At 67.4% G+C, this 25556-nt stretch carries 25 protein-coding genes and 1 tRNA gene; 10 read left to right on the forward strand and 16 right to left on the reverse strand.

Annotated elements, in window-relative coordinates:
* Positions 1 to 47 precede the first annotated feature (47 nt).
* Positions 48 to 1163, reverse strand: coding sequence for a M24 family metallopeptidase (locus RS83_RS05710; RefSeq protein WP_082071556.1), 1116 nt, complete (start codon positions 1161 to 1163; stop codon positions 48 to 50).
* Between the two features lie 62 nt (positions 1164 to 1225).
* On the reverse strand, positions 1226 to 1675 hold the full coding sequence (locus RS83_RS05715) for a DUF1801 domain-containing protein (protein ID WP_045278566.1): 450 nt from the start codon (positions 1673 to 1675) through the stop codon (positions 1226 to 1228).
* Positions 1676 to 1796: 121 nt separating this feature from the next.
* Here RS83_RS05715 and RS83_RS05720 point away from each other — a divergent pair, with 121 nt between their 5' ends.
* Both RS83_RS05720 and RS83_RS05725 read left to right on the forward strand, forming a co-directional pair.
* Entirely contained in the window at positions 1797 to 3389 is a 1593-nt protein-coding gene (locus tag RS83_RS05720; RefSeq protein WP_045278567.1) for an amidohydrolase, read from the forward strand.
* A 43-nt stretch (positions 3390 to 3432) separates the two neighbouring features.
* Positions 3433 to 3867: an NUDIX hydrolase gene (locus RS83_RS05725; protein ID WP_045278568.1), complete on the forward strand. Its 435-nt coding sequence runs from the start codon at positions 3433 to 3435 to the stop codon at positions 3865 to 3867.
* A 25-nt stretch (positions 3868 to 3892) separates the two neighbouring features.
* On the opposite strand, the gene RS83_RS05730 is transcribed toward RS83_RS05725, so the two are convergent.
* The gene (locus tag RS83_RS05730) at positions 3893 to 4354 is read right to left on the reverse strand and encodes an aminoacyl-tRNA deacylase (RefSeq protein WP_197072070.1); all 462 of its coding nucleotides are present in this window, start codon (positions 4352 to 4354) and stop codon (positions 3893 to 3895) included.
* A 56-nt stretch (positions 4355 to 4410) separates the two neighbouring features.
* Complete coding sequence (locus tag RS83_RS05735) at positions 4411 to 4914, reverse strand: hypothetical protein (protein WP_045278671.1); 504 nt, start codon at positions 4912 to 4914, stop codon at positions 4411 to 4413.
* A 146-nt stretch (positions 4915 to 5060) separates the two neighbouring features.
* Here RS83_RS05735 and RS83_RS05740 point away from each other — a divergent pair, with 146 nt between their 5' ends.
* Together RS83_RS05740 and RS83_RS05745 are read left to right on the forward strand one after the other, a co-directional pair.
* Positions 5061 to 5618: a peptidylprolyl isomerase gene (locus RS83_RS05740; RefSeq protein ID WP_045278569.1), complete on the forward strand. Its 558-nt coding sequence runs from the start codon at positions 5061 to 5063 to the stop codon at positions 5616 to 5618.
* Positions 5619 to 5639: 21 nt separating this feature from the next.
* Entirely contained in the window at positions 5640 to 6527 is an 888-nt protein-coding gene (locus RS83_RS05745; RefSeq protein WP_045278570.1) for a rhomboid family intramembrane serine protease, read from the forward strand.
* A 146-nt stretch (positions 6528 to 6673) separates the two neighbouring features.
* Here the strand turns inward: RS83_RS05745 and RS83_RS05750 are convergent, their stop codons facing one another.
* The gene (locus tag RS83_RS05750; protein ID WP_045278571.1) at positions 6674 to 6913 is read right to left on the reverse strand and encodes a cell division protein CrgA; all 240 of its coding nucleotides are present in this window, start codon (positions 6911 to 6913) and stop codon (positions 6674 to 6676) included.
* A 92-nt stretch (positions 6914 to 7005) separates the two neighbouring features.
* Here RS83_RS05750 and RS83_RS05755 point away from each other — a divergent pair, with 92 nt between their 5' ends.
* From RS83_RS05755 to RS83_RS05765, 3 genes are read left to right on the forward strand one after another with little or no spacing between them, the layout of a single operon-like run.
* Positions 7006 to 7800 carry a class E sortase gene (locus tag RS83_RS05755; RefSeq protein WP_045278572.1) on the forward strand — a complete coding sequence of 265 codons (795 nt, stop codon included), beginning with the start codon at positions 7006 to 7008 and terminating at the stop codon, positions 7798 to 7800.
* A gap of 47 nt (positions 7801 to 7847) precedes the next feature.
* Complete coding sequence (locus RS83_RS18930; RefSeq protein WP_045278573.1) at positions 7848 to 8003, forward strand: hypothetical protein; 156 nt, start codon at positions 7848 to 7850, stop codon at positions 8001 to 8003.
* A complete protein-coding gene (locus RS83_RS05765; protein WP_045278574.1) occupies positions 8000 to 8632 on the forward strand; it encodes an anthranilate synthase component II in 633 nt (210 codons plus the stop codon). The genes RS83_RS18930 and RS83_RS05765 overlap by 4 nt, the downstream gene beginning before the upstream one ends.
* A gap of 23 nt (positions 8633 to 8655) precedes the next feature.
* Here the strand turns inward: RS83_RS05765 and pknB are convergent, their stop codons facing one another.
* From pknB to RS83_RS05800, 7 genes are read right to left on the reverse strand one after another with little or no spacing between them, the layout of a single operon-like run.
* Positions 8656 to 10347: a Stk1 family PASTA domain-containing Ser/Thr kinase gene (gene pknB / locus RS83_RS05770; protein ID WP_045278575.1), complete on the reverse strand. Its 1692-nt coding sequence runs from the start codon at positions 10345 to 10347 to the stop codon at positions 8656 to 8658.
* A 55-nt stretch (positions 10348 to 10402) separates the two neighbouring features.
* Positions 10403 to 12157, reverse strand: a complete 1755-nt coding sequence (locus RS83_RS05775; RefSeq protein ID WP_045278576.1) for a protein kinase domain-containing protein — start codon at positions 12155 to 12157, stop codon at positions 10403 to 10405.
* Positions 12154 to 13608 carry a peptidoglycan D,D-transpeptidase FtsI family protein gene (locus tag RS83_RS05780; protein WP_045278577.1) on the reverse strand — a complete coding sequence of 485 codons (1455 nt, stop codon included), beginning with the start codon at positions 13606 to 13608 and terminating at the stop codon, positions 12154 to 12156. The genes RS83_RS05775 and RS83_RS05780 overlap by 4 nt, the downstream gene beginning before the upstream one ends.
* The gene (locus RS83_RS05785) at positions 13605 to 14990 is read right to left on the reverse strand and encodes an FtsW/RodA/SpoVE family cell cycle protein (RefSeq protein ID WP_045278578.1); all 1386 of its coding nucleotides are present in this window, start codon (positions 14988 to 14990) and stop codon (positions 13605 to 13607) included. Before RS83_RS05785 ends, RS83_RS05780 begins: the two co-directional genes overlap by 4 nt.
* Entirely contained in the window at positions 14987 to 16300 is a 1314-nt protein-coding gene (locus RS83_RS05790; RefSeq protein ID WP_045278579.1) for a PP2C family protein-serine/threonine phosphatase, read from the reverse strand. The genes RS83_RS05785 and RS83_RS05790 overlap by 4 nt, the downstream gene beginning before the upstream one ends.
* Before the next feature lie 7 nt (positions 16301 to 16307).
* Positions 16308 to 16820 carry an FHA domain-containing protein FhaB/FipA gene (locus tag RS83_RS05795; protein WP_045278580.1) on the reverse strand — a complete coding sequence of 171 codons (513 nt, stop codon included), beginning with the start codon at positions 16818 to 16820 and terminating at the stop codon, positions 16308 to 16310.
* Positions 16817 to 17533 (reverse strand): FhaA domain-containing protein, encoded by a 717-nt coding sequence (locus RS83_RS05800; RefSeq protein ID WP_045278581.1) that lies wholly within the window; start codon positions 17531 to 17533, stop codon positions 16817 to 16819. The genes RS83_RS05795 and RS83_RS05800 overlap by 4 nt, the downstream gene beginning before the upstream one ends.
* 144 nt (positions 17534 to 17677) lie before the next feature.
* Between RS83_RS05800 and RS83_RS05805 the strand changes: the two genes are divergently transcribed.
* A tRNA-Leu gene (locus RS83_RS05805) sits at positions 17678 to 17760 on the forward strand.
* Positions 17761 to 18075: 315 nt separating this feature from the next.
* On the opposite strand, the gene RS83_RS05810 is transcribed toward RS83_RS05805, so the two are convergent.
* From RS83_RS05810 to RS83_RS05820, 3 genes are all read right to left on the reverse strand, one after another.
* Positions 18076 to 19428 carry an AAA domain-containing protein gene (locus tag RS83_RS05810; protein ID WP_231587728.1) on the reverse strand — a complete coding sequence of 451 codons (1353 nt, stop codon included), beginning with the start codon at positions 19426 to 19428 and terminating at the stop codon, positions 18076 to 18078.
* 1112 nt (positions 19429 to 20540) lie between these two features.
* Positions 20541 to 21053: a hypothetical protein gene (locus RS83_RS05815; protein ID WP_156153128.1), complete on the reverse strand. Its 513-nt coding sequence runs from the start codon at positions 21051 to 21053 to the stop codon at positions 20541 to 20543.
* 323 nt (positions 21054 to 21376) lie between these two features.
* Positions 21377 to 21760, reverse strand: a complete 384-nt coding sequence (locus RS83_RS05820) for a hypothetical protein (protein WP_045278584.1) — start codon at positions 21758 to 21760, stop codon at positions 21377 to 21379.
* 574 nt (positions 21761 to 22334) lie between these two features.
* Here RS83_RS05820 and RS83_RS05825 point away from each other — a divergent pair.
* Complete coding sequence (locus RS83_RS05825) at positions 22335 to 23576, forward strand: amino acid deaminase (protein ID WP_045278585.1); 1242 nt, start codon at positions 22335 to 22337, stop codon at positions 23574 to 23576.
* Positions 23577 to 23643: 67 nt separating this feature from the next.
* Positions 23644 to 24717 (forward strand): M20/M25/M40 family metallo-hydrolase, encoded by a 1074-nt coding sequence (locus RS83_RS05830; protein ID WP_231587729.1) that lies wholly within the window; start codon positions 23644 to 23646, stop codon positions 24715 to 24717.
* On the opposite strand, the gene RS83_RS05835 is transcribed toward RS83_RS05830, so the two are convergent.
* Positions 24701 to 25546 (reverse strand): M55 family metallopeptidase, encoded by an 846-nt coding sequence (locus tag RS83_RS05835; protein WP_045278586.1) that lies wholly within the window; start codon positions 25544 to 25546, stop codon positions 24701 to 24703. The genes RS83_RS05830 and RS83_RS05835 overlap by 17 nt on opposite strands.
* Positions 25547 to 25556: the final 10 nt, after the last annotated feature.

Genomic DNA, 25556 nt, shown 5'->3' on the forward strand with positions numbered 1-25556 from the left:
CGCGCCTGGTCGGGCGCGCGCGGCGAGTCTTGCCCCCTCGGCGAGCGTCAGACGGAGGTCAGTGCGTGCGGGGCGACGTTCAGCCGCTCGCAGCCGTCGGCCGTCATGACCACGATGTCCTCGATGCGGGCACCCCAGGCCCCCGGGAAGTAGATGCCGGGTTCGATGCTGAAGGCCATGCCCTCACGCAGCACCAGGTCGTTGCCCGGCGCGATGTAGGGCTCCTCGTGCACCGAGACGCCGATGCCGTGCCCGGTGCGGTGCAGGAACGCCTCCCCCAGGCCGGCTGCGGTCAGGACGTCGCGGGCTGCGGCGTCGACCTCGGATGCCGCGACTCCAGGTCGAGCGGCATCGACGGCCGCCTGCTGCGCGCGCACGAGCACCGCGATGCGCTCGGCTGCCTCCGGTGCCGGCTCGCCCACGACGTAGGTGCGGGTGCTGTCGGAGTTGTACCCGCTGGGCACTGCTCCCCCGATGTCGACCACGACGATGTCGCCCTGCTCGATCACCCGGTCGGACACCTCGTGGTGCGGATCCGCCCCGTTCGGCCCCGAGCCGACGATCACGAACTCGACCGTGCGGTGCCCCTCGGCCACGATGGCGTCGGCGATGTCTGCGGCGACTTCGCGTTCGGTGCGTCCGGCGCGCAGCCACTCGGGCACTCGGCGGTGCACCGCGTCGATGGCCGAACCGGCGCGACGGAGTTCGATGATCTCCTCGGCATCCTTGATCATGCGGCTCTCGCGCAGCACTGGGGTGGCGAGCTCGAGCCGCACGTCCAGCCGCTCGCCCAGCGGCACGACGTGCAGTGCGGGCAGTGCGTCGGAGACGCCGACGCGAGTGACGTCGCCGACGGCAGCGGCGACCAGGTCGTAGGGATTCTCGCCGTCGACCCAATCCGAGAGCCGCAGCTCGAGGGCGCCGACAGCGGTCGTGCGCACCTTCGCGAGCTCCATGCGGGGCACGACCACGGTCGGCGCCAGTGCGGGCCCGATCACGAGCGCGGTCAGTCGCTCGATGGTGTCGCCCTCGACGCCGACGAGGTACTGCAGATCGGGGCCCGGCCCGACGATGATCGCGTCGAGGCCCGCCTCGGCGGCGAGGGCGGCTGCACGGTCGAGTCGGGCGGCGTACACGGACGCGGGGAAGGGCAGAGTGCTCACGGAGGCCACGCTACTGCGCGGTGCCGCCGCTGTCTCGGCCCTTCCAGCGGGGATGGGTTTCTTCAGCCGATGGCGAGACGAATGCGCTCGGCGAGCAGCTTCCGGTTCGCAGATGTCAACTCCAGCAGCGCGTACGCGGTCGGCCACATCGTGCCGTCGTCGAGGTTCGAGATCGGCTCGAAGCCGAACGTGCCGTACCGCACCTTGAACTTGCTCGCCGGCTGGAAGAAGCACAGCACCTTGCCGTCCTTCCCCCACGCGGGCATCCCGTAGTAGGTGCGCGGCATGAGGTCGGGGGCCACTTCCATGACGAGCTCGTGCAGACCCGTCGCGAGCTCCTTGTCGTTCGCGTCCGACAGCTTCTCGATCGCTGCTTTGAGGTCGGCCTCGCCTTCGGCGCGCTGCTCCTCCGGTGACTTCTTCGCTCGCGAGCGCTTCGCCTTGGCCTCCTTGGCGGCGGCCTGCATGGCCTCGCGTTCCTCGGCGGTGAAGTTCTTCGTGTCCTCGGCCATGACGGTTCCTCTCGACGGATGGCGGGTGATGGATTCAGCGTAGGGACCGTGGACCCAGGGTGGCTTCTCGATTCGTGATCGATTCCGGGACACTGCCCGTCGGCACTGCCAGACTGGCGCCATGACGACAGTCTTCACCGGCCGCATCCGTCCGCTCGCGCCCGCGATCGACACCGACGCCGAGGCGATGGCGGTCGACGGGGGCCGGGTGGTGGCGGTCGGCACGGCGTCGAGTCTGGCTGCGCGGTTCCCGGATGCCGAGACGATCGCTCTCGACGGCTGGGTCATGCCTGGGCTGATCGAACCCCACGGGCATCCCGCGTTCTCGGCGATCGTCCTGTCCGACCTCGTCGTCGACGTCCGCCCGGTCGGGGTCCCGGATGCCGATGGCGTGCTCGCGAGAGTGCGGTCTGCCGTCGCGGACGCCGATGGAGCCGTGTTCGTGAACGGTTGGGACGGGCTCCTGCAGCGCGGACTCCCCGACCCCGACATGCGCTTCCTCGACGGACTGGCCGGGGAGGTGCCACTGGTCGTGATCCACAACTCCGGGCACTCGGCATACTTCAACAGTGCTGCAGCGCTCGCCGCAGGAGTCGACGATTCCACGCCGGACCCGGTCGGCGCCTCGTTCGGCCGTGACGCCGACGGTTCGCTCACGGGCGTCGCACTCGAGGCCGCCGCGGTGGAGCTGATAGTCGCTCCCCTGCTCGCGGCCGCGCAGCAGCGGATGCCGCAACTGCTCCTCGACCACCTGCGCGACCTCGCATCGCGCGGAATCACGACGGTGTCCGATCTGTCGTGGAACACCGGGCTCGATCCGTTGATCGCCGCGCTGCGCGAGCAGGGTGTCCTGCCGGTGCGACTGCGGTGGTACGAGATGTCGCGGCCCGGGGGCATCGCCGCTCCCCCGGCCGATGATGATCCCGTGTTCCGGCAGACCGGCGTGAAGACCTGGTCGGACGGCTCGCCGTGGATCGGCAACATCGCCACGTCGTTCCCCTACCTCGACACTCCTGCCACGCGTGCCCTCGGTCTCGAGCCGCACCACCGCGGCAGCGCGAACTACACGGCCGCCGAGCTCCTCGAGATCGCGGAGCCCTATGCCGCCGGCGGCTGGCAGCTCGCGTGCCATGCGCACGGCGATCTCGCGATCGATGCGACGCTCGACGTCTACGAGCAGATCATCGCGCGGCACGGCCTCGCCGACCACCGCTTCCGCCTGGAGCACTGCGGTGCGATGACCGCACCGCAGTTCGAGCGCGCTGCGACCCTCGGCGTCACCGTGAGCCTGTTCGTCGACCACATCACGTACTGGGGCGAGGTGCTCGTCGACGACCTGTTCGGCGCGGAGCGCGGGGGTGCGTGGGCCGATGCCGGCGCAGCCTTCGCCGCAGGCCACCGGGCGACCTTCCACAACGACGGCTGGGTCACCCCGAACGAGCCGTTCCGGAACATGGCCGTCGCCGAGACACGCACCACGCGCGCGGGCTATCGGATGCCGGGCGGTACCCCGGTCACGCGCGAGCAGGCGCTCGCCGCGCATACCGTGAACGCAGCGTGGCAGCTGTTCAGCGAGCACGAGGTGGGCGCACTCGCGCCAGGGCTGTTCGCCGACTTCCTGGTCGTGGATCGCGACCCGCTCAGCGTCTCGGCGGAGGAGCTCGCGAGCACCGTCGTACGGGCGACCTATCTGTCGGGCGCACGGGTCGTCTGACACACGGTCAGGGGTGTCGCCGGTGCCGGATAGTGTGTGACGCATGGATATGCGTGTCGCGGCATACGCGGTCGTCACCGATGACGACGGCCGGCTGCTGCTCGCGCGCTGGATCGACGGACGCCGGGTGGCCTGGACCATGCCGGGCGGCGGTCTTGAGCCGGGAGAGTCGCCCGAGGATGCGGTGCGCCGTGAACTCCGCGAGGAGACCGGGTACACGGTCAAGGTCGGCGAGCTCCTGGGCATCCACTCCCGTGTGATCCCGGCGACACGGCGCGTGGAGAAGTCGTCCGAGCCGTTGCACACCCTGCGCATCGTCTATCGGGCAGAGGTCACGGGCGGAAAGCTGCAGTTCGAGACCGACGGCTCCACCGACAGGGCCGAGTGGTTCCCGCTGAAGTCCGTCGCCGCGCTGCAGCGCGTCAAGCTCGTCGACATCTCGCTGCGGATGGCCGGGCTGCTCGCGTCGAGGCCCTGACGGTCTCAGCCGTGCAGGGGCGGGGTCAGGCGCGCGGCTGCTCCGGCACGGAGATGTCGGCCACGACCGCGCCGTAGGCAGCGATCAGGTCATCGGCGTCGACGAACAGGCTGTATCCGTGGGCCCCTGCACCCATCGCGATGCGCTGACCGACGATCGACTCGTCCGCGTAGACGGGCCAGTCGGTGGTGCTGCCGATCGGCACGATGGTGCCGCGCTCGTAGCCGGTGGCGGCGAGGGCGAGCTCGGGCTCCGGCAGGCGCAGCTTGTTCACACCGACGACGGCTCGCAGCTTCGGCCAGGAGATCGAGCGACCGCCGGGCACGAGTGCGAACAGGTACGTGTCGTCGGCGCGCTTGACCACGAGCGTCTTCACGATGCCCGAGGGCGCGATACCGAGCAGCTCGGCCGCCTCGAACAGACTGTTCGCCGCAGGGCGTTCCTGGATGTCGATCGTCAGGCCGCGCGCCGCGGCCGCATCCCGCACCCGGGCATGCTGATCCCCTCCGGCACCCGAAGCGGCGGAGGGGAGATCAGACGGGGTCACGCGTCAGGTGCGTTGAGCGGGTCGTCGGCGACCCACAGCTCGTCGTCTGCACGAAGCGCCTGCCATGCGGCGTAGAGCACGCCGGCTGCGGCTGCGGCACCGAGGATGATCGCGACGACGGAGCCGAGTCCGACGCTCTTCTGCTTCTTGCCGAAGGCACCGCGCGGAGCCGGGGCTGCGACGCCGTGACGCTTGGCGTTCGCGACGTCCCATGCCGTGAGGGCACTGCCGACGACACCGCCGACGATCGGGACGACCTTGTCGTCGACGACGTGGCGACCGAGCTTCACTCCGCGGTCGACGACCGGGGCGAGGCGGCGGTTGTAGGTGTCCTGCACGACGGGGAGCACCTGCTCACGACCGAGGTCGCCGAGCTGACGGCTCGCCTCGCGGGCGACGTCTGCAGCATGGCCGACGACGACCTGCTGGGACTCCCAGAGCTGGTTTGCTTCCTTCTGCAGACGACGCAGTTGCTTCTTCCGCTTACGGCTGAGGCTCACGATGCTCTCCTGTCGGTTGGAGTACGGATTCCCCATCTTGCCAGACGAGTCTGTATGGGGGGAGGGAATCGCTCACCCCTTGACATCTGCCGTGAAGTCCGTGTGATCCAGGGCGCAGACACCGGAAGCTCTGAGATGATGGAAGCATGCCTCACGCTTCCCACGTCGCAACCCTGCACACCAACCACGGTGACATCGTCATCAACCTCTTCGGCGACCACGCCCCGAAGACGGTCAAGAACTTCGTCGGACTCGCCGACGGCACCCAGGAGTGGACCGACCCCGCCACCGGCAAGCCGGGCGAGGGCGCGCTCTACAAGGACGTCATCTTCCACCGCATCATCCCGAACTTCATGATCCAGGGCGGCGACCCGCTCGGACAGGGCGTCGGCGGCCCCGGGTACAACTTCGATGACGAGATCAACGCCGAGCTCGACTTCAACAAGCCGTACATCCTCGCGATGGCGAACGCCGGCCTCCGCCGCAACGCCATCACCGGCAAGGCAGAGGGCACCAACGGCTCGCAGTTCTTCATCACCACGGACCCGACTCCGTGGCTGCAGGGCAAGCACACGATCTTCGGTGAGGTCGCGGATGACGCGTCCCGCGCCGTCGTCGACGCGCTCGGCGCCGTCCCCACGGCTGCCGGCGACCGTCCGATCGAGCCGGTCGTGCTGCAGTCGATCGACATCGTCGCGGCCTGACACCCGTTTCCGCCGATCCGGATGACCACTCCTGAGTTCGCGAGCAATCGCGAGAACTTCTGTTACCGGCATCCGGATCGGCAGAGCTTCGTGCTCTGCCAACGCTGCATGCGCACCATCTGCGGCGAATGCCAGACGCCGGCTCCGGTCGGGGTCATCTGCCCCGAATGCATGAAGGCCGAGCGTCAGAACCGCACGCCGGCGCAGAAGCGCGCTGCGCGGCGCTGGGGCGGCGGCTCGACGATCACGGCGACCCGCAGCGGCAAGCCGATCGTCACCTACGTGCTGCTCGCGGTGACCTCGTTCATCGGGCTCCTGCAGCTCATCCCTGGCCTCGGCGACGCGATCACGTCGCAGCTGCTGTTCGCTGCCGGCTACCTGTACCCGACCCTGTCGCTGTACCCGTTCGAGCCGTGGCGCCTGCTCACGGCCATGTTCGTGCACGGCGGGTTCATCCACCTGGCGCTGAACATGCTCGCGCTGTGGATGCTGGGGCAGAACCTCGAGCCGATGCTCGGGCGGGCGCGTTTCCTGGCGCTCTATCTGATCAGCGGCCTCGGCGGGTCTGTCATGGTCGCGGTCCTCGCCCCGAGCACCGCGACGGTCGGAGCCTCGGGCGCGATCTTCGGCCTGATGGCGTCGCTGCTGATCATCGGTCGGCACATCGGTGCGAACGTCACCGGTCTGCTCGTGATCCTCGGCGTGAACTTCGCCTTCGGCTTCTTCGTCGGCGGCATCGCCTGGCAGGCGCACCTCGGTGGTGCCATCGTCGGCGCGCTCCTCGCGCTGATCCTCACCCGTACGAAACGGCCGGAACAGCGGATCTGGCAGGTGATTCTGTTTGCGGCGACCGTCGTCCTGTTGATCGTCGTCGTCGCCTTCGTGCCGCCGCTGATCATTCTCGCCTGATCAGAGGTTGTTAACAGGGTTGTGCACCCCTGTGAATAACACCGGTGTAATTCTCCCCAGGCTGTGGACAGAACTGTGGATAACTCTGGGGATACGAAAAGGCCCCTCGCAGTGCGAGGGGCCTTTCGAGAATCCGGGGGAGCCGGTCAGCGCCAGCGAGTGGTCATCAGGAAGCCGATGAGGGCGATGCCGAGACCGATCGCCAGGTTCCAGTTGTCGAGACCGGGGATCGGGAACTGCATGCCGGAGATGTAGAACACGAGGATCCACACCAGGCCGAGCAGCATGAAGCCGACCATGACCGGCTTGAACCAGACAGCGTTGGGTGCCGCCTCGCCTTCTGCGCGCTCGACAGCAGGTTCTTGGTTCTTGTGGTCTCGGGCCATGCCGACAGTCTACCCACGAGACCTGTCGGACTTCGATGTGGGATGCATGCGTCTGCTGCATCCCTTCAGCGGTGGGAGGTAGGATCGCGCCTATGACTGCATCCGTCGCGCCTGGGGGGCGACGCCCGCACCGCTCTCGGCCACGATCCAGGGCGACGTTCGCGAGCGTGTTGGGTGAGCTGCTGCTCACTGCGGGTGTGCTCGTCCTGCTGTTCGTCGCGTGGCAGATGTGGATCGGCGACATCATCATCGCAGCGCAGAAGAACGAGGAAGGCGCGCAGGTCTCTGCGGAGTGGGACCAGGGCCCGACGCCGGAGCTTCCTCCCCTCGTCGAGACCGGCAGCGGTGAGACCGTCTACGCGCCGGTGATCCCCAAGGTGCCGGCCGACACCGAGAACCTCGGTCAGATGCACATCCCGCGCTTCGGCGCCGACTACAACTTCGGCATCTACGGCGGCACCACTCGCGCCCGCACGCTCGACAAGCTCGGTATCGGTGTCTACACGAACTCGAAGATGCCGGGGGAGCCGGGCAACTTCGCCATGGCCGGGCACCGCACCACGTGGGGCAAGCCGTTCAACCAGCTCGACAAGCTGCAGCTCAACGATGCGATCGTCGTCGAGACGCCGGACGGCTGGTTCACGTACCGCTTCCGCACCCTGGAGTACGTCAAGCCGACGCAGACCGATGTGCTCGCCGACGTGCCGCAGTTGCCGGGCGTCGAGACCGGCGAGAGCTACATCACGCTCACGGCGTGCTCGCCCCTGTACTCGCTGGCCGAGCGCATCGTCGCCTATGGCGTCTTCGAGAGCTTCCAGCCGCGCGCAGAGGGGCCCCCGAAGGCGCTGACCGATCCGCCACCGCCGCCCGCGGCACCGTCGGTGTAACTTGTGGAGAACCACCAGCCCGTGACCCGCGACGAGAGGGAAGACTGATGTACGCCGCACTCTGGCGCCTGCTGCCCGGACCCTGGTGGATCCGGCTGCTCATCGTGCTCGTGGTCGTCTCCGCAGTGCTGTACGCGCTGTTCTACTACGTGTTCCCGTGGGTCAGCCCGCTCATCACCCCCGGCGAGGTCGACCTCGAATGACCCGCGTGCTCGTGGTCGACAACCACGACAGCTTCGTGCACACGCTGGTCGGGTACCTCGAGGAGCTCGGCGCCGACATCACGATGATCGAATCGGATGCCGTGGACGCCGCGGCGCTCGCATCGCTGCTCCCGACGTTCGACGCACTGATGCTCTCACCGGGGCCAGGGTCTCCTGCTGACGCCGGCGTCTCGCTCGAGGCGGTGCGCCTCGCCGCGGCACAACGGATGCCGCTGCTCGGCGTGTGCCTCGGCTTCCAGACCGTCGGTGCAGCCTTCGGGACTCCCGTGACCGAGGCGCCGGAGCTGATGCACGGCATGGTCTCCGCGGTCACGCACGCGGGCATCGGACTGTTCGAGGGGCTGCCGTCACCGCTCGACGTCGGCCGATACCATTCGCTCGCCCTCGCCGAGCGCGACCTGCCGTCGGACCTGATCGTGACCGCGCGCACCGAGAGCGGCACCGTCATGGGCATCACGCATCGAGACCTGCCGATCGACGGCGTGCAGTTCCACCCGGAGAGCGTGCTCACGCACGGTGGCTACCGTCTGCTCGCGAACTGGCTCGCGTCGGTCGGCGACACCGTGGCCGTCGAACGGTCGGAGCAGCTGCATCCGCTGAACCGCTGACGCACCGCGCAGGTCGGTGTGCCTCAGCCGCCGGTGCAGTACCGCAGCTCGACGGTCGAGCCGACGCCCACGTCGCCCGGCGCCGCAGACATCGACGAGACGGTGGGCGGGTCGGTGGCGGGGCAGTCCGGAGATGCGACCGGTGTGGGCACGAGTCCGAGGCTCTCGAGGTTCTGCGTCGCGGCCTCGAGCGTCCAGCCGACGACATCGTTCAACGTCACCTTGCCGCTCGCCACGACGAGATTGATCACGGTCTTCGGCGCCACCTCGGTGTCTGCCTCTTCACTCGAAGAGATCACCGTGTCGGCCTGGAGCGCGTTGTCGTTGCGTTGGACCACCGTGCCGAGTTCGAGCCCGGCGGCGGCCAGCGCCCGCTTCGCATCGACCAGCGACATGCCCTCGAGTGGTGGAACCACCACCGTCTCGACGCCGGATGAGACGTAGACGGTGACCGCACTGCCTTCGTTCACCGCGACGCCGGACTCGGGGTCGGTCCGGATCACGTTGCCCTTGGTGATCGACGTACTCGATTCGATCACGAGGTTCGCCGTGAGATCGAGTTCGGCGAGATCGCTCTGCGCGCGCTCCGACGACACGTTGATGAGGTCGGGGACAACGCGAGAGGTGCTCGGCACGTCCGTCGGACGCATGCTGATCGTGACGACCCAGAACAGCACGGACACGAGCAGCACGGCGAGCAGGGCCACACCGGCCCAGATCCACGCCACCGGGGGACCGGACTGCGTGCGGGCCATCGTGTTGTCGGTGCTCAACTGGCGCAGCGATCGAGCGGTCTCCTGCGCCTGCCGCGGGCTCGGGCCGTACAGCTCGCTCGTGAGCGCACCCAGCTGCTTGCGGCTCGGGGCGCTGCCGGTGACGGCGTCGTCGAGTGCGGCGCGGAAGTGCGCGGCATCCGGGTAACGCTGGTACGGATCCTTCGCGAGCGCGCGCAGCACGATCGGGTCGAGTGCGCCAGGGGCGTCCTCATTGACCTCGGTCGGCGCGAGCGGAGTCTCGCTGACGTGCTGGTAGGCGACGGCCACGGGGGACTCGCCGCGGAACGGCTGACGGCCGGTGAGCAGCTCGTAGAGCACGACGCCGGTCGAGTACAGGTCGGCGCGAGCATCGACGGGCTCGCCCTTCGCCTGCTCCGGTGAGAAGTAGGCGGCGGTACCGATGATCTGCGTGGTCTCGGCGACGGTCGAGGAGGAGTCGGACACCGCGCGGGCGATGCCGAAGTCCATGACCTTGACCTGGCCCTTCTCGGTGACCATCACGTTGCCCGGCTTGATGTCACGGTGCACGACACCGGCGCGGTGCGAGTAGTCGAGGGCTTCGAGGATGCCATCGACGTAGCGGACGGCATCCTCGACCGGCACCGGGCCGGCCGCGATGATGTCCTTCAGCAGTCGCCCGCTGATCAGCTCCATCACGATGTAGGGCGGGTCGTCCGATGCGTTGTCGGGTGTCGACGGGTCGCCGGCATCGTAGACGCGCACGATCGAGGGGTGCGACATCCGCGAGGCAGCCTGCGCCTCCAGACGGAAGCGGGTGCGGAAGGCCGTGTCGCGGGCGAGCTCAGGGTCGAGGATCTTGATCGCGACCTCGCGGCCGAGCGTCAGATCATGGCCACGGTAGACCTTGGCCATGCCGCCGTGCCCGATGAGCTCGCCGACGCGGTACCTACCCGCGAGAATGCGTGGCTCTTCCGACACTTCTTGACCCCCTGGAACGAACGACGAATTGATGGATTACAGGCTACCGCTGCGCTCAGCCCTGGCTGTCTCCGCCGTCTTCGCCATCCACGGGCGTCGCCGGGAGGATGACACCCGACTGGCCCTGATCCGACATCTCGGACGGGCGGTCACCGCAGAATGCGCGGTACGTGGCCGTCACGACCTGGCCGGCCTTGCCGGTGTCGATCTTGATCGGGCTCGTGCGCGTGTTCGGGGTGAAGCTCAGCACGGTGGCAGTGGTGCCGTCCGGCTTGGTGAAGGTCGCGTTCGTCAGCGTCACCTCGTACGAGGCCAGCGCCCCCGTGCCGGAGGGGCACGAGAAGGCGGTCCAGTTGAGGGTGGCGGTGCCGCCCTCGGTGAACGTGCCGGAGAACGTCGGCGGGTTCTGCGGCTTGCCGACGGCGGTCTGGTCCGCGTACAGGTACAGCGTGATGTCGCGACCGACCTCGACCGAGCCGCGGGGGTCGACTCGCTCGACCGCACCGACGAGGTCGGCGGACGGCGCCGTCGTGGTGCCGGTGACGCAGTTGGGCACGAGGCCGGCGTCACGAGCGGCGGCCAGCGCGGCGTCGCAGGTCATGCCGACGAGGCCGAGCGAATCGACGTCGACCGGTTCAGGGTCTGCCGTCGGTGTCTCGGACGGCGTCACGGGCGGAGGCGTGGTCGTCTGCGCGGTCGTCTCCGTGGGCTTCGGGTCGCCGTCGCCCTGGTTCAGCAGGGCGAACACCGCGCCGCCGAGCACGATCGCGAGCAGCACGACGAGTGCGATCAGCGGCCACGTCCAACGGCTCCGCTTCTTCTTCTCGGTCTCGCCCTCGGCCGCCTCGGCGCCGGTGGGGAGCTGCGCCGTGGTCGGCAGGATGCGCGTGGTGCCGTTGTCGCCGCTCGCCGTCAGGATGCGCGTGGCGTCGTCCCCGCCCGCCACCCCACCGGTCGCGATGGCCGGCACCGCGATCGCAGCAGAGTTCAGGTCTCCGCGACGCAGCGCCTGCGCGGCACGGGCGACCGTGGCAGAGGAGGACGGCCGGTCGGACGGCTTCTTGGCGATCATCGCCATGACGAGGTTCTGCACGGGGATCGGCACGGTCGGCGGCAGCGGCGGCGGCTGCTCGTTGATCTGCGCCATCGCGATCGCGACCTGCGACTCGCCCGTGAACGGACGCTTGCCGGCGAGGCACTCGTAGGCCACGATGCCGAGCGAGTACGTGTCGGTCGCGGGGGAGGCCGGGTGACCCGACGCCTGTTCCGGCGACAGGTACTGCACCGTGCCCATGACCTGACCGGTCGCCGTCAGCGGCACCTGGTCGGCGATTCGCGCGATGCCGAAGTCGGTGATCTTCACGCGTCCGTCCGGCGTGATCAGCAGGTTGCCGGGCTTGATGTCGCGGTGCACGAGGCCGGCCGCGTGCGCGGCCTGCAGTGCGGATGCCGTCTGGGCGACGATGTCGAGCGTCTTGTCTGCGCTCAGCGCGCCGTCACGCTCGAGCACGGTCGACAGGGCCTCACCGGGCACGAGCTCCATGACGAGGTAGGCACTGCCGTTCTCCTCGCCGTAGTCGAAGACACTGGCGATTCCCTCGTGGTTGACGAGCGCAGCATGGCGCGCCTCAGCACGGAACCGCTCGAGGAACCCTGGGTCCCCCATGTACTCGTCCTTGAGGATCTTGATCGCGACGGTCCGTCCGATGACGTGATCAGTCGCTTCCCACACCTCGCCCATGCCGCCGATCGCAATACGCGACAGCAGCTCGTAGCGACCACCGAACGACACACCCTGCGTCGGCCTCATCTGCCTAGCACCGCCTCAATGACCTTTTTTGCAATCGGAGCGGCGATGGTGTCACCGGATCCTGATTGTCCCTGACCGCCGCCGTCTTCGACGACGACTGCTACTGCAACCGCGGGGTCGTTCGCCGGTGCGAACCCGGTGAACCACAACGTGTGCGGCCTGTTTCCGTTCTCAGCGGTACCGGTTTTCCCGGCAACATCGACCCCGTCTATTCTTGCACCCTGCGCAGCGCCCGTTGAGACGCTCGCGACCATGGCGGCAGTGACCTCATCGGCCACATCCTTGTCCATCGCGCGCCCGAACTCGCTGTTCTCGAAGGCGCGGATGACCGAGAGGTCCTCGCCGATCACGGCATCCACCATGTGCGGGTTCATGACCACCCCGTCGTTCGCGATCCCGGCTGCGACCATGGCGATCTGCAGGGGCGTCGCGGTGACCTGGCCCTGACCGAATCCGGTCAGCGCGGTCTGCGCGTCGTCGAGGGCGCGGGGGTAACTGGAGGGTGTCGAGACGAGCGGCGTCTCGAAGCTCTGATTGAAGCCGAACTTCTCCGCCATCTCGCGGATCTTGTCGTCACCGAGCTCGACGGCGAGTTCGGCCATCGGGATGTTGCAGCTCAGCCGGATCGCCTCGGCGATCGTGACGGTCTCACCGGGGCCGCACGCGCTGCCCCACGCGTTCGAGACGCGGTTGTTCGAGCCGGGCAGCGTGTAGATCGCCGGGTTCGGGAGCGTCGATTCCGGTGTGAAGTCGCCGCTCGCGAAGGCGGCTGCAGCCACGAGGATCTTGAACGTGGAGCCGGGCGGGTTGAGGTCGCCGGCGATCGCACGGTTCGAGAGCGGTTTCGACGGATCTGCCGCGAGCTGGTCGTAGGCGGTGTTCGCGGCATCCGCGTCGTGCGTCGCCAGCAGGTTCGTGTCGAACCCGGGGGTGGATGCCATCGCGAGGATGCGCCCGGTCTTCGGCTCGATCGCGATGACCGCGCCCTTCAGGCCGTCGAGGGCCTCGTAGGCTGCGCGCTGCGCCGCCGTGTTCAGTGAGAGCTCCACGCTGAACCCGCTCTGCGGCTGGCCGGAGATGATGCGCTCGATCTCCGCGAGGAAGGCGTTGGAGCCGGTGCCGGAGAGGTCGGCGTTCATCGCCTGCTCGATGCCGGTGCGGGCGTCGAGGGGAGCGTTGAAGTACCCGGTGACCGGTGCCCACATCGCGGCATCCGAGTACTCGCGCTGGAACTGGTACCGGTCGTCGCTGGGGATCGAGGTGGCGATCGCGACGCCGTCCACGATGATCGAGCCGCGCTGGATCTCGTAGCTGTCGAGCCGCGTGCGCTGGTTGTTGCTGTTCTGGGCCAGCGAGTCGGACTCGACGACCTGGATCCAGCTCGTGGCGGCGAACAGTGCGATGAACATGAACAGCATCACGATGCTCAGACGGCGGAGTTCCCTGGTCATCCGATCACCACCCTCGGCTGGCGGCGGACGCCGTCGGAGATGCGCAGCAGCAGCGCCACGATGATCCAGTTCGCGACCAGCGATGAACCACCCGCAGCGAGGAACGGCGTCGTCAGACCCGTCAGCGGGATCACGCGAGTCACACCGCCGACCATGATGAACACCTGCAGCGCGATCGTGAACGACAGGCCGGTCGCGAGCAGCTTGCCGAAGTCGTCCTGGCCGGCGAGTCCGATGCGAACGCCGCGGCTCACGAACACCATGTAGAGGCAGAGGATCGCGAACAGTCCGATCAGACCGAGCTCCTCGCCGAGGCTGGTGATGATGTAGTCGCTGTGAGCGAGCGGGGTGACCTCAGGCCGCCCCTGACCCCAGCCGGTGCCCATCAGGCCGCCGTGCGCCAGCCCGAACAGGCCCTGCATCGGCTGGTACCCGGCGCCGTCGGGGTCGACCTGATTCGGGTCGAACAGGAACAACCAGTTGATGAAACGACCGCGCACATAGCTGAGGATCTGCGTCGCGAGGGCGACGCCGGCGACCACGAGCGTGAGGCCGATCACGACCCAGCTGGTCTTGCCGGTCGCGACGTAGAGCATCGCGACGAACATGCCGAAGATCAGGGTTCCGGTGCCGAGGTCGCGCTGCAGCACGATGATGCCGAGCGAGATCACCCACACCACGAGCACCGGGCCGAGCTCGCGCATCCGCGGCCAGGTCATGCCGAGGAAACGCGTGCCGACCGAGGTCAGGCTCTCTCGCGTTCGCACCAGATAGCCGGCGAAGAAGAGCGCGAGGCTGATCTTGGCGAGCTCACCCGGCTGGAACGCGAATGCGCCGCCGAGCGAGACCCACACCGCTGCGTTCGCGTCGTCGATGCGGAGACCGGGGACGAACGGCAGCAGGAGCAGCAGGATGCCGACGAGGCCGAAGATGTACGTGTACCGGAACAGCACGCGGTAGTTGCGGAGCAGCAGCACCACCGTGATGGCGCCGGCCAGCGAGATCGCCGTCCACGCCAGCTGCTTCGTGGAGTAGGCGTCCCAGGCGGTGAGGTGCTTGGCGATGTCGATGCGGTAGATCATCGAGATGCCGAGACCGGTCAGCAGCGTGGCGATCGGCAGGACGAACGGGTCGGCGTCGGAGGCGACGAGGCGCAGCACGATGTGCAGGGCGAACGCGAGCACGGCGAGACCGCCGCCGATCGCAAGCACGACGGGGTCGATCAGGCCGAGGGCGCCGAGCTGCACGAGGGTCAGTGAGGCACCGCTGATCGCGCAGGCGAACAGCAGCAGCCAGAACTCCCGATTGCGCTGTGTCTGCGGGAGCCGCAGTCGCTTGAGGGCCGTGATCACGCTGGTGTCCGCGTTGACGTCGGTGCTCATCCCTCACCTCCTGCTGGTGTCTCCACCGGCACGGGCAGGTCGGTCGGGCTCGGCGTCGGCAGGGGAGTGGGCAGCGCGTTGGCGTCGGCACCGGCGCGGAGCCGCTCGACGATGGCCATGGCATCAGACAGCGAGCGGGCCGAGATGGTGCGCTCCACCGAGGCCCGCTGGTACTCGGGCAGGTTGGCGAGCAGGATGTCGGTGTCCTCGATCGGGCTCGAGAGCGTGATCGGTCCGATGTTCTGCTGCACGCCCTGGAAGATCACGACGCTGTCGTCGTCGGCGCCGATGAAGTACCGCGTCTGGGTCCAGCTGTACGCCGCGAACGCAGCGAAGCCGAGCACCGCGATGACGACGAGCACCCCGGCGATCCAGCCGAGGCGGCGACGCTTGGCACGCCGGCGGTCCTCTTCGATGAGCTCCTCGAGGTACTCGGCGGCGGGCTCGAAGTGGCTCGGCTCGTTGGCCGCCTGGCGCACCGGGTGCAGCCAGCCGGAGCGCTGCGGTCGGGCGGACGGCACCAGGATGCCGGAGGGGTTCGAGGCGGCGCCGACGATGGTCGCGGTGCCGGAGGAGAGCGGATGCTGTCCGCCGACGTCGACCAGGACGATCGTGACGTTGTCGGGGGCACCGCCGTCGAGGGCCTGCTTGAGCAGGTTGTCTGCCGTGCGACCGGGAGCGAGGCCGAGACGCATCGCCCGCAGGATGCGGGTCTCGTCGACCACACCGGAGAGACCGTCGGAGCACAGCAGCCAACGGTCGCCCGGACGCGTCGGCATGACGAACGTGTCGAGCTCCGGGTCGGAGTCCATGTCGCTGAGCACGCGCATCAGCACCGAGCGGCGCGGGTGGTAGCGGGCCTCTTCCGGTGTGATGCGACCGGAGTCGACCAGGCGCTGCACGAAGGTGTGATCGGCGGTGATCTGCGTCAGCGCCTCGTCGCGGTACAAGTAGATGCGCGAGTCGCCGATGTGGCCGATCACGGCGTAGTCGTCAACCATGATGATCGCGCTGACCGTGGTGCCGAGGCCCGCGAGTTCCGGACGCTCCTTGGCGGCGCGGATCAGGTCGCCGGCCGCCGTGGTGACCGCAGCCTGCAGCGACGCCTGCGCGTCATCCGTCGAGGCATAGCCCTGGTCGAGCGGCTCGAGGCGCTGGATCGCGATGCTCGATGCGACGTCACCGCCGGCGTGGCCGCCCATGCCGTCGGCGACGGCGAACAGGTTCGCCCCGGAGTACCCGGAGTCCTGGTTGTTGGAGCGGATCTTCCCGGTGTGGGAGATCGCGGCGCTCGAGCCTTCGAAGACCATGCGGGCGTCAGGCTCGCAACTCGAAGGTCGTGGCGCCCACCTTGATGGGCGTGCCGAGCGCGAGGGAGACGGGCGGACCGGTCACGCGCTGGCCGGCGACGAAGGTGCCGTTCGTGGAGTCGAGGTCCTGGATCGCCCAGGCGTCGCCTCGCAGCATCAGACGCGCGTGATGGCTGGACGTGTAGTCGTCGCGGATCACGAGGGCCGACTCGCTGGACCGGCCGATGGTCAGCGAATCCGCGCTGAGCGGGAGTTCGAGGCCGGCCTTCGGGCCGGAGGTGATCACGAGGCGCTTGGCGGTCGCGACGGTGGCGGGCCCGGTCGACGGGCGCGCTGACGCCGGCTTGGCGACGGGAGCCGCGGGGGCGGGCGCTGCTGCGCCGGCGGTCGCCTCGACCGGGAGCTTGCGCACCTTCACGCCGAACAGGTCGGCGCGCAGCGAGTAGACGACGCCGAAGACGAAGAACCAGAGGATCAGGAGGAAGCCGATCCGAAGGAGAAGGAGGACGAGTTCACTCACGGCATCGCTCCGAACGCGCGGGTGGAGTCATCCGTCGGCCGCGACGGTGCGGCGACCGGGACGATCCGGAACACGAGGTCGGTGCGACCGATCGTGATCGTGGTGTCGGTGGGGAGTGCGGCTTCGCGGAGCTTCTGGCCGTTGACCTTGGTGCCGTTCGTCGAACCCATGTCGCGCATCATGGCGCGCTCGCCGTCCCACAGGATCTCGGCGTGCTTGCGGCTCGAACCGGCATCCGAGATCGTGATGTCGGCATCCGTGCCGCGTCCGATCACGGTACGGGCGCGGGTGATCGTGTGGCGGCGGCCGTCGACATCGACCACGGCCTGCCAGCTGACGCGGCCCTCGACCGTGCCGGAGCTCACGCGTACCGTGCCGGTGGCGACCTTCTCATCGGCTTCGAGGGCGATCGAGAGCGGACCGGCGAAGCTGTACCCCTGCGCCTTGGAGTGCTTGGTGAGCAGCGCGTGCAGCTCGTCGGTGAGTGCGCCGCCGAGTCCGCGCATGCGCTCGGCGTCGTCGGTGCTGAGGCGCACGACGTAGTTGTTGGGCGCGATGATGCGATCGCGGCTCACGACCGCGGCCTTCGTATCTGCTTCACGTCGAAGGGCCGAAGCGATCTCCACTGGTTGGATGCCGCTGCGGAAGGTCTTCGCGAACGCGCTGTTCACAGCGCGCTCGAGACCCTTCTCAAAGCTGTCAAGTAGTCCCACTGGGCTCCTCTGGCATGCCGACCGGTAGGCCCATCGTAGCCAGGTGACCTGGGGGAACGCCGCCGACGCCCTGTTTCAGGTGTGCAGCGAGGCGGAAATCGCGTGATAAACTCGCAAAGTTGAGTTCTTCGGAGCGAGACACACGCGCGAGTGGCGGAATGGTAGACGCGCTGGCTTCAGGTGCCAGTATTCGCAAGGATGTGGGGGTTCGAGTCCCCCCTCGCGCACAGGGGGCCCTGTTCGTAAATACAGGGCAATCTGTTCGTAAATCGAAAGAGCCGGTCAGGATGAATTTCTGGCCGGTTTTTTCGTTCTAGTGATCGCGGCTGTAACAACGCCTACTCTTCGAGGTTGTGTCGGATCACCTTTGGGATGGTTCGTTAAAGGTCCCATTGGTCGTGCGCGTCATTGGCGCCGTCAGTCGCATGGGCGCGCCGCTCGGGACCCCAGTTGTTGCTGCGGACGACAACGGCCCACCCCCCGTTAGGCGAAGACCCTCAGATGGTGGGGTGGCCGTGCTCGGTTTCGGAACGACCCGAGATTCACGTCCGCCATCGCAGTTCGACGGACACATCGCCCAACGGAGACGGAAGCTGGACAAGGAGCTCGTTCGAACAGAACACGTCCACGAAGTCCTTCAGCATCTCGCTGGTGCGGATGGTCTCCAGGTCGTTACTCGTGTGCTGAATGATCTCGCGACTCGCCATGACAATGAGCTTCGCGCGTGCGCGGGTCGCGAGCACATTGAACCGGTTGAGGTTGTGGAGGAAGTCTTCCTCCTCCGCGACGGTGTCGGGGTCGCCCACCGCGTAGGTGGCGAGGATGATGTCCCGCTCTTGACCCTGGAAGCGCTCGACCGTATCGACGGCGCTTTCAATCCATCCAGGGAGCCGCGGGTCCGAGGTGAGGGTCATGAACGCCGCTCTCAACAGTTCGATGACTCGGGAACGCTGAGCGCGGTGAAGGCTCACCACGCCGATGGCTTCAGTCCAGAAGTACTCGTCGGTCATCGGCGCTGTGTGAGTGGAGCTCAACCCAAGAACGAGCGTGTCGTGGTACCAACGAACAAGGTCCGCCGTCGTCATCGCTTCGAAGTCGTTCCACTGCCCGGAGACGCCTTCGAGGTAGGTGACTGCCACGGCCACGCGTTCCGGGTCCGCGACGGCGACGAGGTCCTCGCTGAGTCCCAGCTCGATGCGAACGTCCTCGAGGGAGACATCGTCTCGATACTGGATGCGGAGGTCTGGACGCTCGGCGCGAAGCGCATTCGGGTAGCCGGCGAGTTTGCCCAGCTCTAACAGCGTGGTGTTCGACCGGTAGTTCACGAGGAGTTGCTCCTGCAGAACTCCCTGGTCGTGGAGGAGGTAGTTGTAGATCGAGGCCTGGAGAGGCACCTCGCGTCCATCAACCATGATGAGAACGCCCTGGTCGTCCACGATGACATCGTCGTAGTGCACGAAGGGCAGTTCGCCCGGGCGGAGACCGGCGCCGGCGCACAGGGTGAGCATGAGCATCGCTCTGTCGCGCTTGAGGTCGGTGAGCTGCGCGCCCGCCCATTCGCGGAAAGAGTCCATCTCCCGCTCGGTATAAGGAGCGACCGTGGTCCGCGTGGACAGCGGGGTCTGGCGTTCCGGGTGCTCTTCAGGCATCAGCACCTCGCTGATACGCAGCAGGAACGTGCGGTAGTTGCGGCGGGTGCCTTCGCTGCACTCCTGGTTCGCCGTCGTGGAGTAGATGTCGATGCCGCGCACGGACCAGATGACGTTGGCCTCAAGCGGCCAGCCCTGTCCCTTGCACCAGAGGACGTACCGGGCGGTGTGGGAGAGGAGGAGCTTCGCGGCGTACGGGGTGTGGGGGGCTGCGAGGGTGACGGAGTCGCGGATGAAGTCGTCCATCGGTGAACCGGGGACCACTCCAGGGAGCTTCCGGTCCGTCACGAGCGCCCGCACTTCCTTGCTGAGGCGAGCGTAGGTGTGCTCGTCCAGGATGCGCGCGGTGCGCTTGGGGTGGCCTTCGCCGCGGAAGCGGCCGAGGAACTGCGCGAGCAACTCCGAGTGGGTGGCCGCTGCGGTGGTGTCGTCGAACTTGGTGATGCGGTTGAGGTAGGTAGGTGTTTGCATGCACCTCTCGTGCGCAGCGAGGGCGGAAGCCTCGAGAGAATGCGCAGGATATTCAGTATCTGCTGGTCATCGGGCACAACAAACCGGACCTCGCCGTCATGCCGGACGAGGATCACGGCACCCGCCGCGGGTATGGACATTGGGATTGCCCGTGCACCCTATGCCGCTCGGCGGGGACCAGGATGCGGGCGGACGCGCGCGCCAGAAAACGCGCTGAGCACGATGGTCCCGCCGAGGTCCGCCGTTACAGCTACCGGATCTACCCGGAGCCTGAGGCGATGGACAGTCTTCGGCGCGTGTTTGGATCGTTCGTGCCGCTTCGTCTATAACGCGTACATCGCCCTCGCCCGAGAGCGGTACGCCACAGGTGCGAAGCACCCGTCCGGATACGACGCCACGAAGGTGCTCGTCACCGAAGCTCGACGTAGTTCGGACACCGCGTGGCTCGCAGAGGTGTCGCACATGGCGCTTTCCGCCGCCGTTCAAGACGCCGCGGACGCCTACCAGCGCTTCTTCGACTCCGCCGCCGTCAAGATCAAGGGGCGCCGAGTCGGACACCCGAAGTTCAAGTCACGTCGCACCGCGCGCAAGTCCGCTCGATTCGCCGAGAACGCTTTCATCATCCGAGGGGGATGGCAGAACACCGGACAGGGTGGCGGTCGCCTCCACCTTGCGAACATCACCCAGGACATCGCCGTTAACTGGCATCGCCCCCTCCCCGGCTACCCCAGCGCCGCGACCGTTCGAGAAGACCCCGATGGCAAGTTCTGGGTGTCGTTGCCGATCTTCGTCACCGTCTGCTCCGCGATCTTCGCCGCCATCTCACCTTCGGTGGCGAGCGTCTTGTGGTCAGCTTTCGATGAGTCGAAAAGCGGAATGGGCGCACGTCAGGGTGACGTACCCACGCTCACTCCGTACTTCTCTGCGTTGTCTGTCATCGACAGGCTCACCGACTCGTCACCAGCCCGCTGCACGAAGACCGGAGGACAGTCCAGGTCCTCGAACGACAGCACGCCCGCCCCGATGCGGCCTGTGATCTCCCCACAGCTGTGCCGCGACTGACTAGTGGTCGTTAGTCCACTCGCGCGGTACACGCTGTCCACGATGAAGATCGAGAATGTCACGGATCCGTCGCTGTTCTCCCTCATACCGAAAAGTGCTCGCGTCTGGATCGCGTCCAGTGGTTCGGTCTCGTAGTTCCTCGCATCTGTCAGGAAGATCGAGATGATGTCCTCTGTCGAGATCTCACTCGCCGCAGAGCGCTCCGCGAGAAGGTCGGTGGCCTGCGTCGTCGTGATCTCCAGTGAGAGAGCCACACCCTGCTCCGCCTCAGTCACAGCTTCTTCGTAGATGCGCTGGCCGCCGTCGCACCCGGCGAGCCCGCCGATGAATAACAGCACGGTCGCGGCCGCGGCCGTTCGCGCTAACGGTAAAGATCTCCGGTCCACGTCTGATTCCCTCCTTCCGGACATGCTTTCGTCAGCCGAGCATTCATCGCGTAAGTGTTCCCCGGTAGGTCTGGTGTGTTCAACGAGCATGGCGCATTGCGATATCACAGGAGCGGGGGCGTAGTTTTGCCCCCGGTCATCACACTCTCGCTCCCGAGGGCTCTTGTGTCAGCGACCGAATCAGCGCCGGTTTCTGTAACGTCCGCCAACTCGAACGTTTGCGGTGCCGTATCGCGTGACGCCGGAACGAGGAGTCGGAGCGAGTGATTGTGTCGTCAGTTGGTGATGTAGACGCTGTCCGAGATGCTCTTGGAGTCCTTCGGTCCCTGGGGGCCGGCGAGACTGATGGTAAACGTTTCTCCGTCGGGCCGGATGGACAGTGGCAGGGCGTCGTCGCATTGTGCGAGGTTGCTGCTTCCGTTGAAGAGAAGAAGGCAGTTCTTCCGGGTGTTCTCATCCCCCGTGGTCCGCGCGATGAAAATTTCCCATCCTGATTGCTCTGCGATGAAGCGGGATGATTCCGCACTGTAGGGCGTGGAGTCGAAGGCTTCGCTGTTTGGCAATGCGTCCGCCGATACCTGCGCGCGGTCGAACTCGGGAACCGGGACACCGGCCCCCACACACCCGCTGAGCACGAGGACGAGGAGCGCCACGGCCATTACTGAAAATGTTCTCCGTTTCATGGGCGGACGCTCCTCTTCGTGTTTATCGCTCGTACCAGCACTGTAGTGCGTATTTTTTGGGCTGGTGCGCGCTTGTCGATTTCCACTGACAGTAGGAACTCGTATTCACCAGAGCGTGAGTTAGCGTCGCAGTGCTTCCCCCGCTCTGGGTCCCAACTCCCACCTGTGTGACCTGGGCGTACGTGGTCAGCACGAGGGCCTGTGCACGCCCACCGCTCATCTGCTTGGTTCCCGACGACAGCGTTTGATTCTGGCTTGATGAACCGTCGAAGTAGAGGTTCCAGCTAGCGGCTGACGCGGCCAATGGGAAGCCGAGGACAAGGAGTGCGGTTACGGCAGCAGCCGCGAGCACCTGTCCGAACCCTCGCCTGGCTTTCATTCGACAGGCTTCCTGAGAGAAGTGACCGGATGCCGTCGTCGAGACCGCGGAATGCGGATTGGTCACTTGCCTGAACAGACGTCTGAGTATTGAGTCTCGAGCCCCAATCTCCGAGGACGCCCTCGAGAGATACTCGGACTGGACGTGGAGGGCCGACAGCGAGGAGCTGACATGACGGATGACGTGGTCACTTGGCGAGACCGGGCTTTCCCCGACGGTGGCGTGCCGCTCGCCGAAGTCGGTGCGCAGGGATGGAATCTCCTGAACGGTGACTTCCATCTGCCAGTGGTCGCGTTGCGGGACAACGCCATCGAGCGCAATCTCGGATTGATGCGGGACTATTGCGCGCGCCATGACGTGCTTCTCGCGCCGCACGCGAAGACCACGATGAGTCCGGCCCTGGTCGAACGCCAGCTCGCGGCCGGGGCGTGGGGTGTCACGGTCGCCAACGTCCAGCAGGCGAGGGTCTTTCTCACCGCTGGAGTGCAGCGCATCCTGATCGCCAATCCGGTCGTCGGTCCCGCCGACCTCACCTACCTCGCCGCGTGCCAGCGGGCGGATCCCGACCTTCAGGTGCTGATGCTGGTCGACTCCGTCGAGACGGTCTCCGCACTCGCGGATCGCGTGATCGGTGCCGACGATGATCCTCGCCCCCAATCCGTGATGATCGAGCTCGGCTATTCCGGCGGACGCGGAGGGGTGCGGTCCACGGAGGAGGCCATGCGTATCGCGCAGGCGGTCCACGAGGCCGACGGGTTGCAGCTCGTCGGCCTCGAAGGATACGAAGGACTCGTGCCTGGACGTGACCTCGACGAGCGTCGACGTCACGTCGCAGAGTTCCTCGGATGGTCCGCGACCGTGCTCCACGATCTCTTGGACCGCGGAATGCTTCCCGCGCGCGGTGCCCTCGTGTCGTTCGGCGGCAGCTCGTACTTCGATCTGGTCGTCACGCAGTTCCGCGAAGCCTGGACCGGAGACCGCATCGAGGTGGTTCTGCGCAGCGGGTGCTATCTGACTCATGACCACGGCCTCTACGCGCGCACATCGCCGTTCACAGGGCGCGATCCGGAGCCGCTGCCGGCGCTCGAAGTGTGGGCCGAAGTACTGTCCTGCCCGGAGCCGGGGCGTGCGATCCTCGGCGCCGGTCGCCGCGACGTCTCGACCGACGCGGATCTGCCCCTGCCCTTCGCCGTCCGACGCGGCGGACGCACGCAGCCGGTCGAAGGGCTCCAGGTCACCGGAGTCAACGACCAGCACGCAATGGTCTCCGTCCCGGAGCACCTCTCCCTCGAGGTCGGCGACCTCGTGGGTCTCGGCATCTCACACCCCTGCACGACGTTCGACAAGTGGCGGCTCATCCCGGTCGTCACCGATAGATACGAGGTGACAGGTGCTGTCCGTACCTACTTCTGAGGCGGTTCGGAACCTCGAAGGTTCACGCTTCGAGCTCCTGGAGTTCCTCGCTGACCTGGAACACCTGGTGACGATCGAGTCGCCGTCGGCCGATCACGATGCCGTCGCCCGCTCTGCTGTCGTGCTCTCCGACGTGATCGAGCACCGGCTGGGCAGGCGCCCCGAGACCCTGCGGATCGACGGGGTCGACCACGTCGTGCTGCAGGGTCGTGACAGCCGGGTGCTGCTGCTCGGCCACCATGACACGGTCTGGCCGATCGGAAGCCTTGCGGAATTGCCGTTCACCGTCGACGGAGGAGTCATCCGCGGCCCCGGATGCTTCGACATGCTGGTGGGGGTCGTACAGATCGTGCATGCGCTCGCGATGCTCCGTGCCAGGCACGGTGACGGCGTGCTCGACCAGGTCACGGTCTTGGTGACCGGTGATGAGGAAGTCGGATCCGTCACCTCGCGCGCGCTGATCGAGTCCAGGGCCACCGGATGCCGCGCCGCCCTCGTGCTCGAGGCCGCAGGGCCCGGTGGCGCGCTCAAGACCGAGCGCAAAGGCGTGTCGTTGTACGAACTCGAGGTGCTCGGTCGGGCGGCGCACAGCGGGCTGGAGCCCGAACGGGGGATCAACGCCACGGTCGGCGTGGCGCACCTCGTCATCGCCCTGGCCGCTCTGGCCGACCCCGCCGTCGGCACCACGGTCACACCAACGCTGATGTCATCCGGCACGACAGGCAACACCGTGCCGGACCGCGCAACGGTCGCGGTCGACGTCAGAGCGACGACCATCGCCGAGCAGGAGCGGGTCGACACCGCGATGAGAGAGCTGCGCCTCGGTGTCGAGGGGGCGACGCTCGTCGTGCACGGCGGGGTCAACCGTCCTCCTCTGGAAGCCGCGGCATCCGCCGACCTCTTCGCGCGCGCGGCGGCACTGGCCGCAGACCTCGGCCATCCACCGCTCGTGGGGATGGCCGTGGGAGGAGCATCGGACGGCAACTTCACGGCCGGTGCCGGTGTGGCGACCCTCGATGGGCTCGGAGCAGTCGGCGGAGGAGCGCACGCTCGCGACGAACACGCCGAAGTCAGCGCGATCCAGCCGCGCACCGAGCTGTTGGCAGCCCTGGTGCGCGACCTGATCAGCGACGGTTCGTGAGCACCTGCCGGGCGTTCTCGCTGCCCTGCGCCAGTTCGTAGAGCACGGTGATGAGCCCCAGCAGATCCGCGGCGTTGTCGAGTTCCGCGGTGATGGTGCGGTCGGCGGTGCGATGGCACCCGGGGATGCAGGCGCCGAGCTCGGCCGCCACCGGCGAGGGCATGTCGACCTCGAGGGTGAGGGGGAGCTCGGTGACGGGGCGGCGGAGCGAGGCAGCATCGGCGACCGCGCGAGCGGCTCCTTCGCGCACCAGCTCGCGGGCGACGCTCGGCGCGACGGTGTCGGTGGCGGAGAATCCGTGGGCCCTCTTGACCGTCACGATCGTCGCACCCGAGAACACGTCGGAGGCGATCGCGCCGATCACGTCGTCGCCCGTGACGAGTCCGACCGGAACGCCGAGAGATGCGGCGTAGATCGCGTTGACCTCGGCCTCCGAGACACGGGCTCCGTTGATCCGCACCTCGCCGAAATGGGCCGAGAAGGTGTGGGCCAGGACACCCGGTGCGCCTGCCGGCGCGTGGTACCCCACGAACAGGGCGACATCGCAATCCTCGGTGAGGCCTTCCGCCATGCACTGCGCCTTCGGGGAGCCGAAGACGAGGCGGGCGCGCGGGTCGAGCCGGTCGTGCAGCAGATTGTCCATCGTGCCGTGGGAGTCGTTGACGAGCACGCTGGTCGCCCCGCCCTCGAAGGCTCCGGCGATCGCCGCATTGGCCTCGTGCGTCATGAGCTCCTGGGCTCTGGCGTACCCGGTGCCCCCGCGGACGACCTGGTCGAGGGTTGCCACACCGGCGATGCCCTCCATGTCGATCGAGATGTAGACCTTCACCGTTGACTCC

Origin of the sequence: Microbacterium oxydans, assembly GCF_000956525.1 — a bacterium.
Taxonomy (GTDB): domain Bacteria; phylum Actinomycetota; class Actinomycetes; order Actinomycetales; family Microbacteriaceae; genus Microbacterium; species Microbacterium oxydans_A.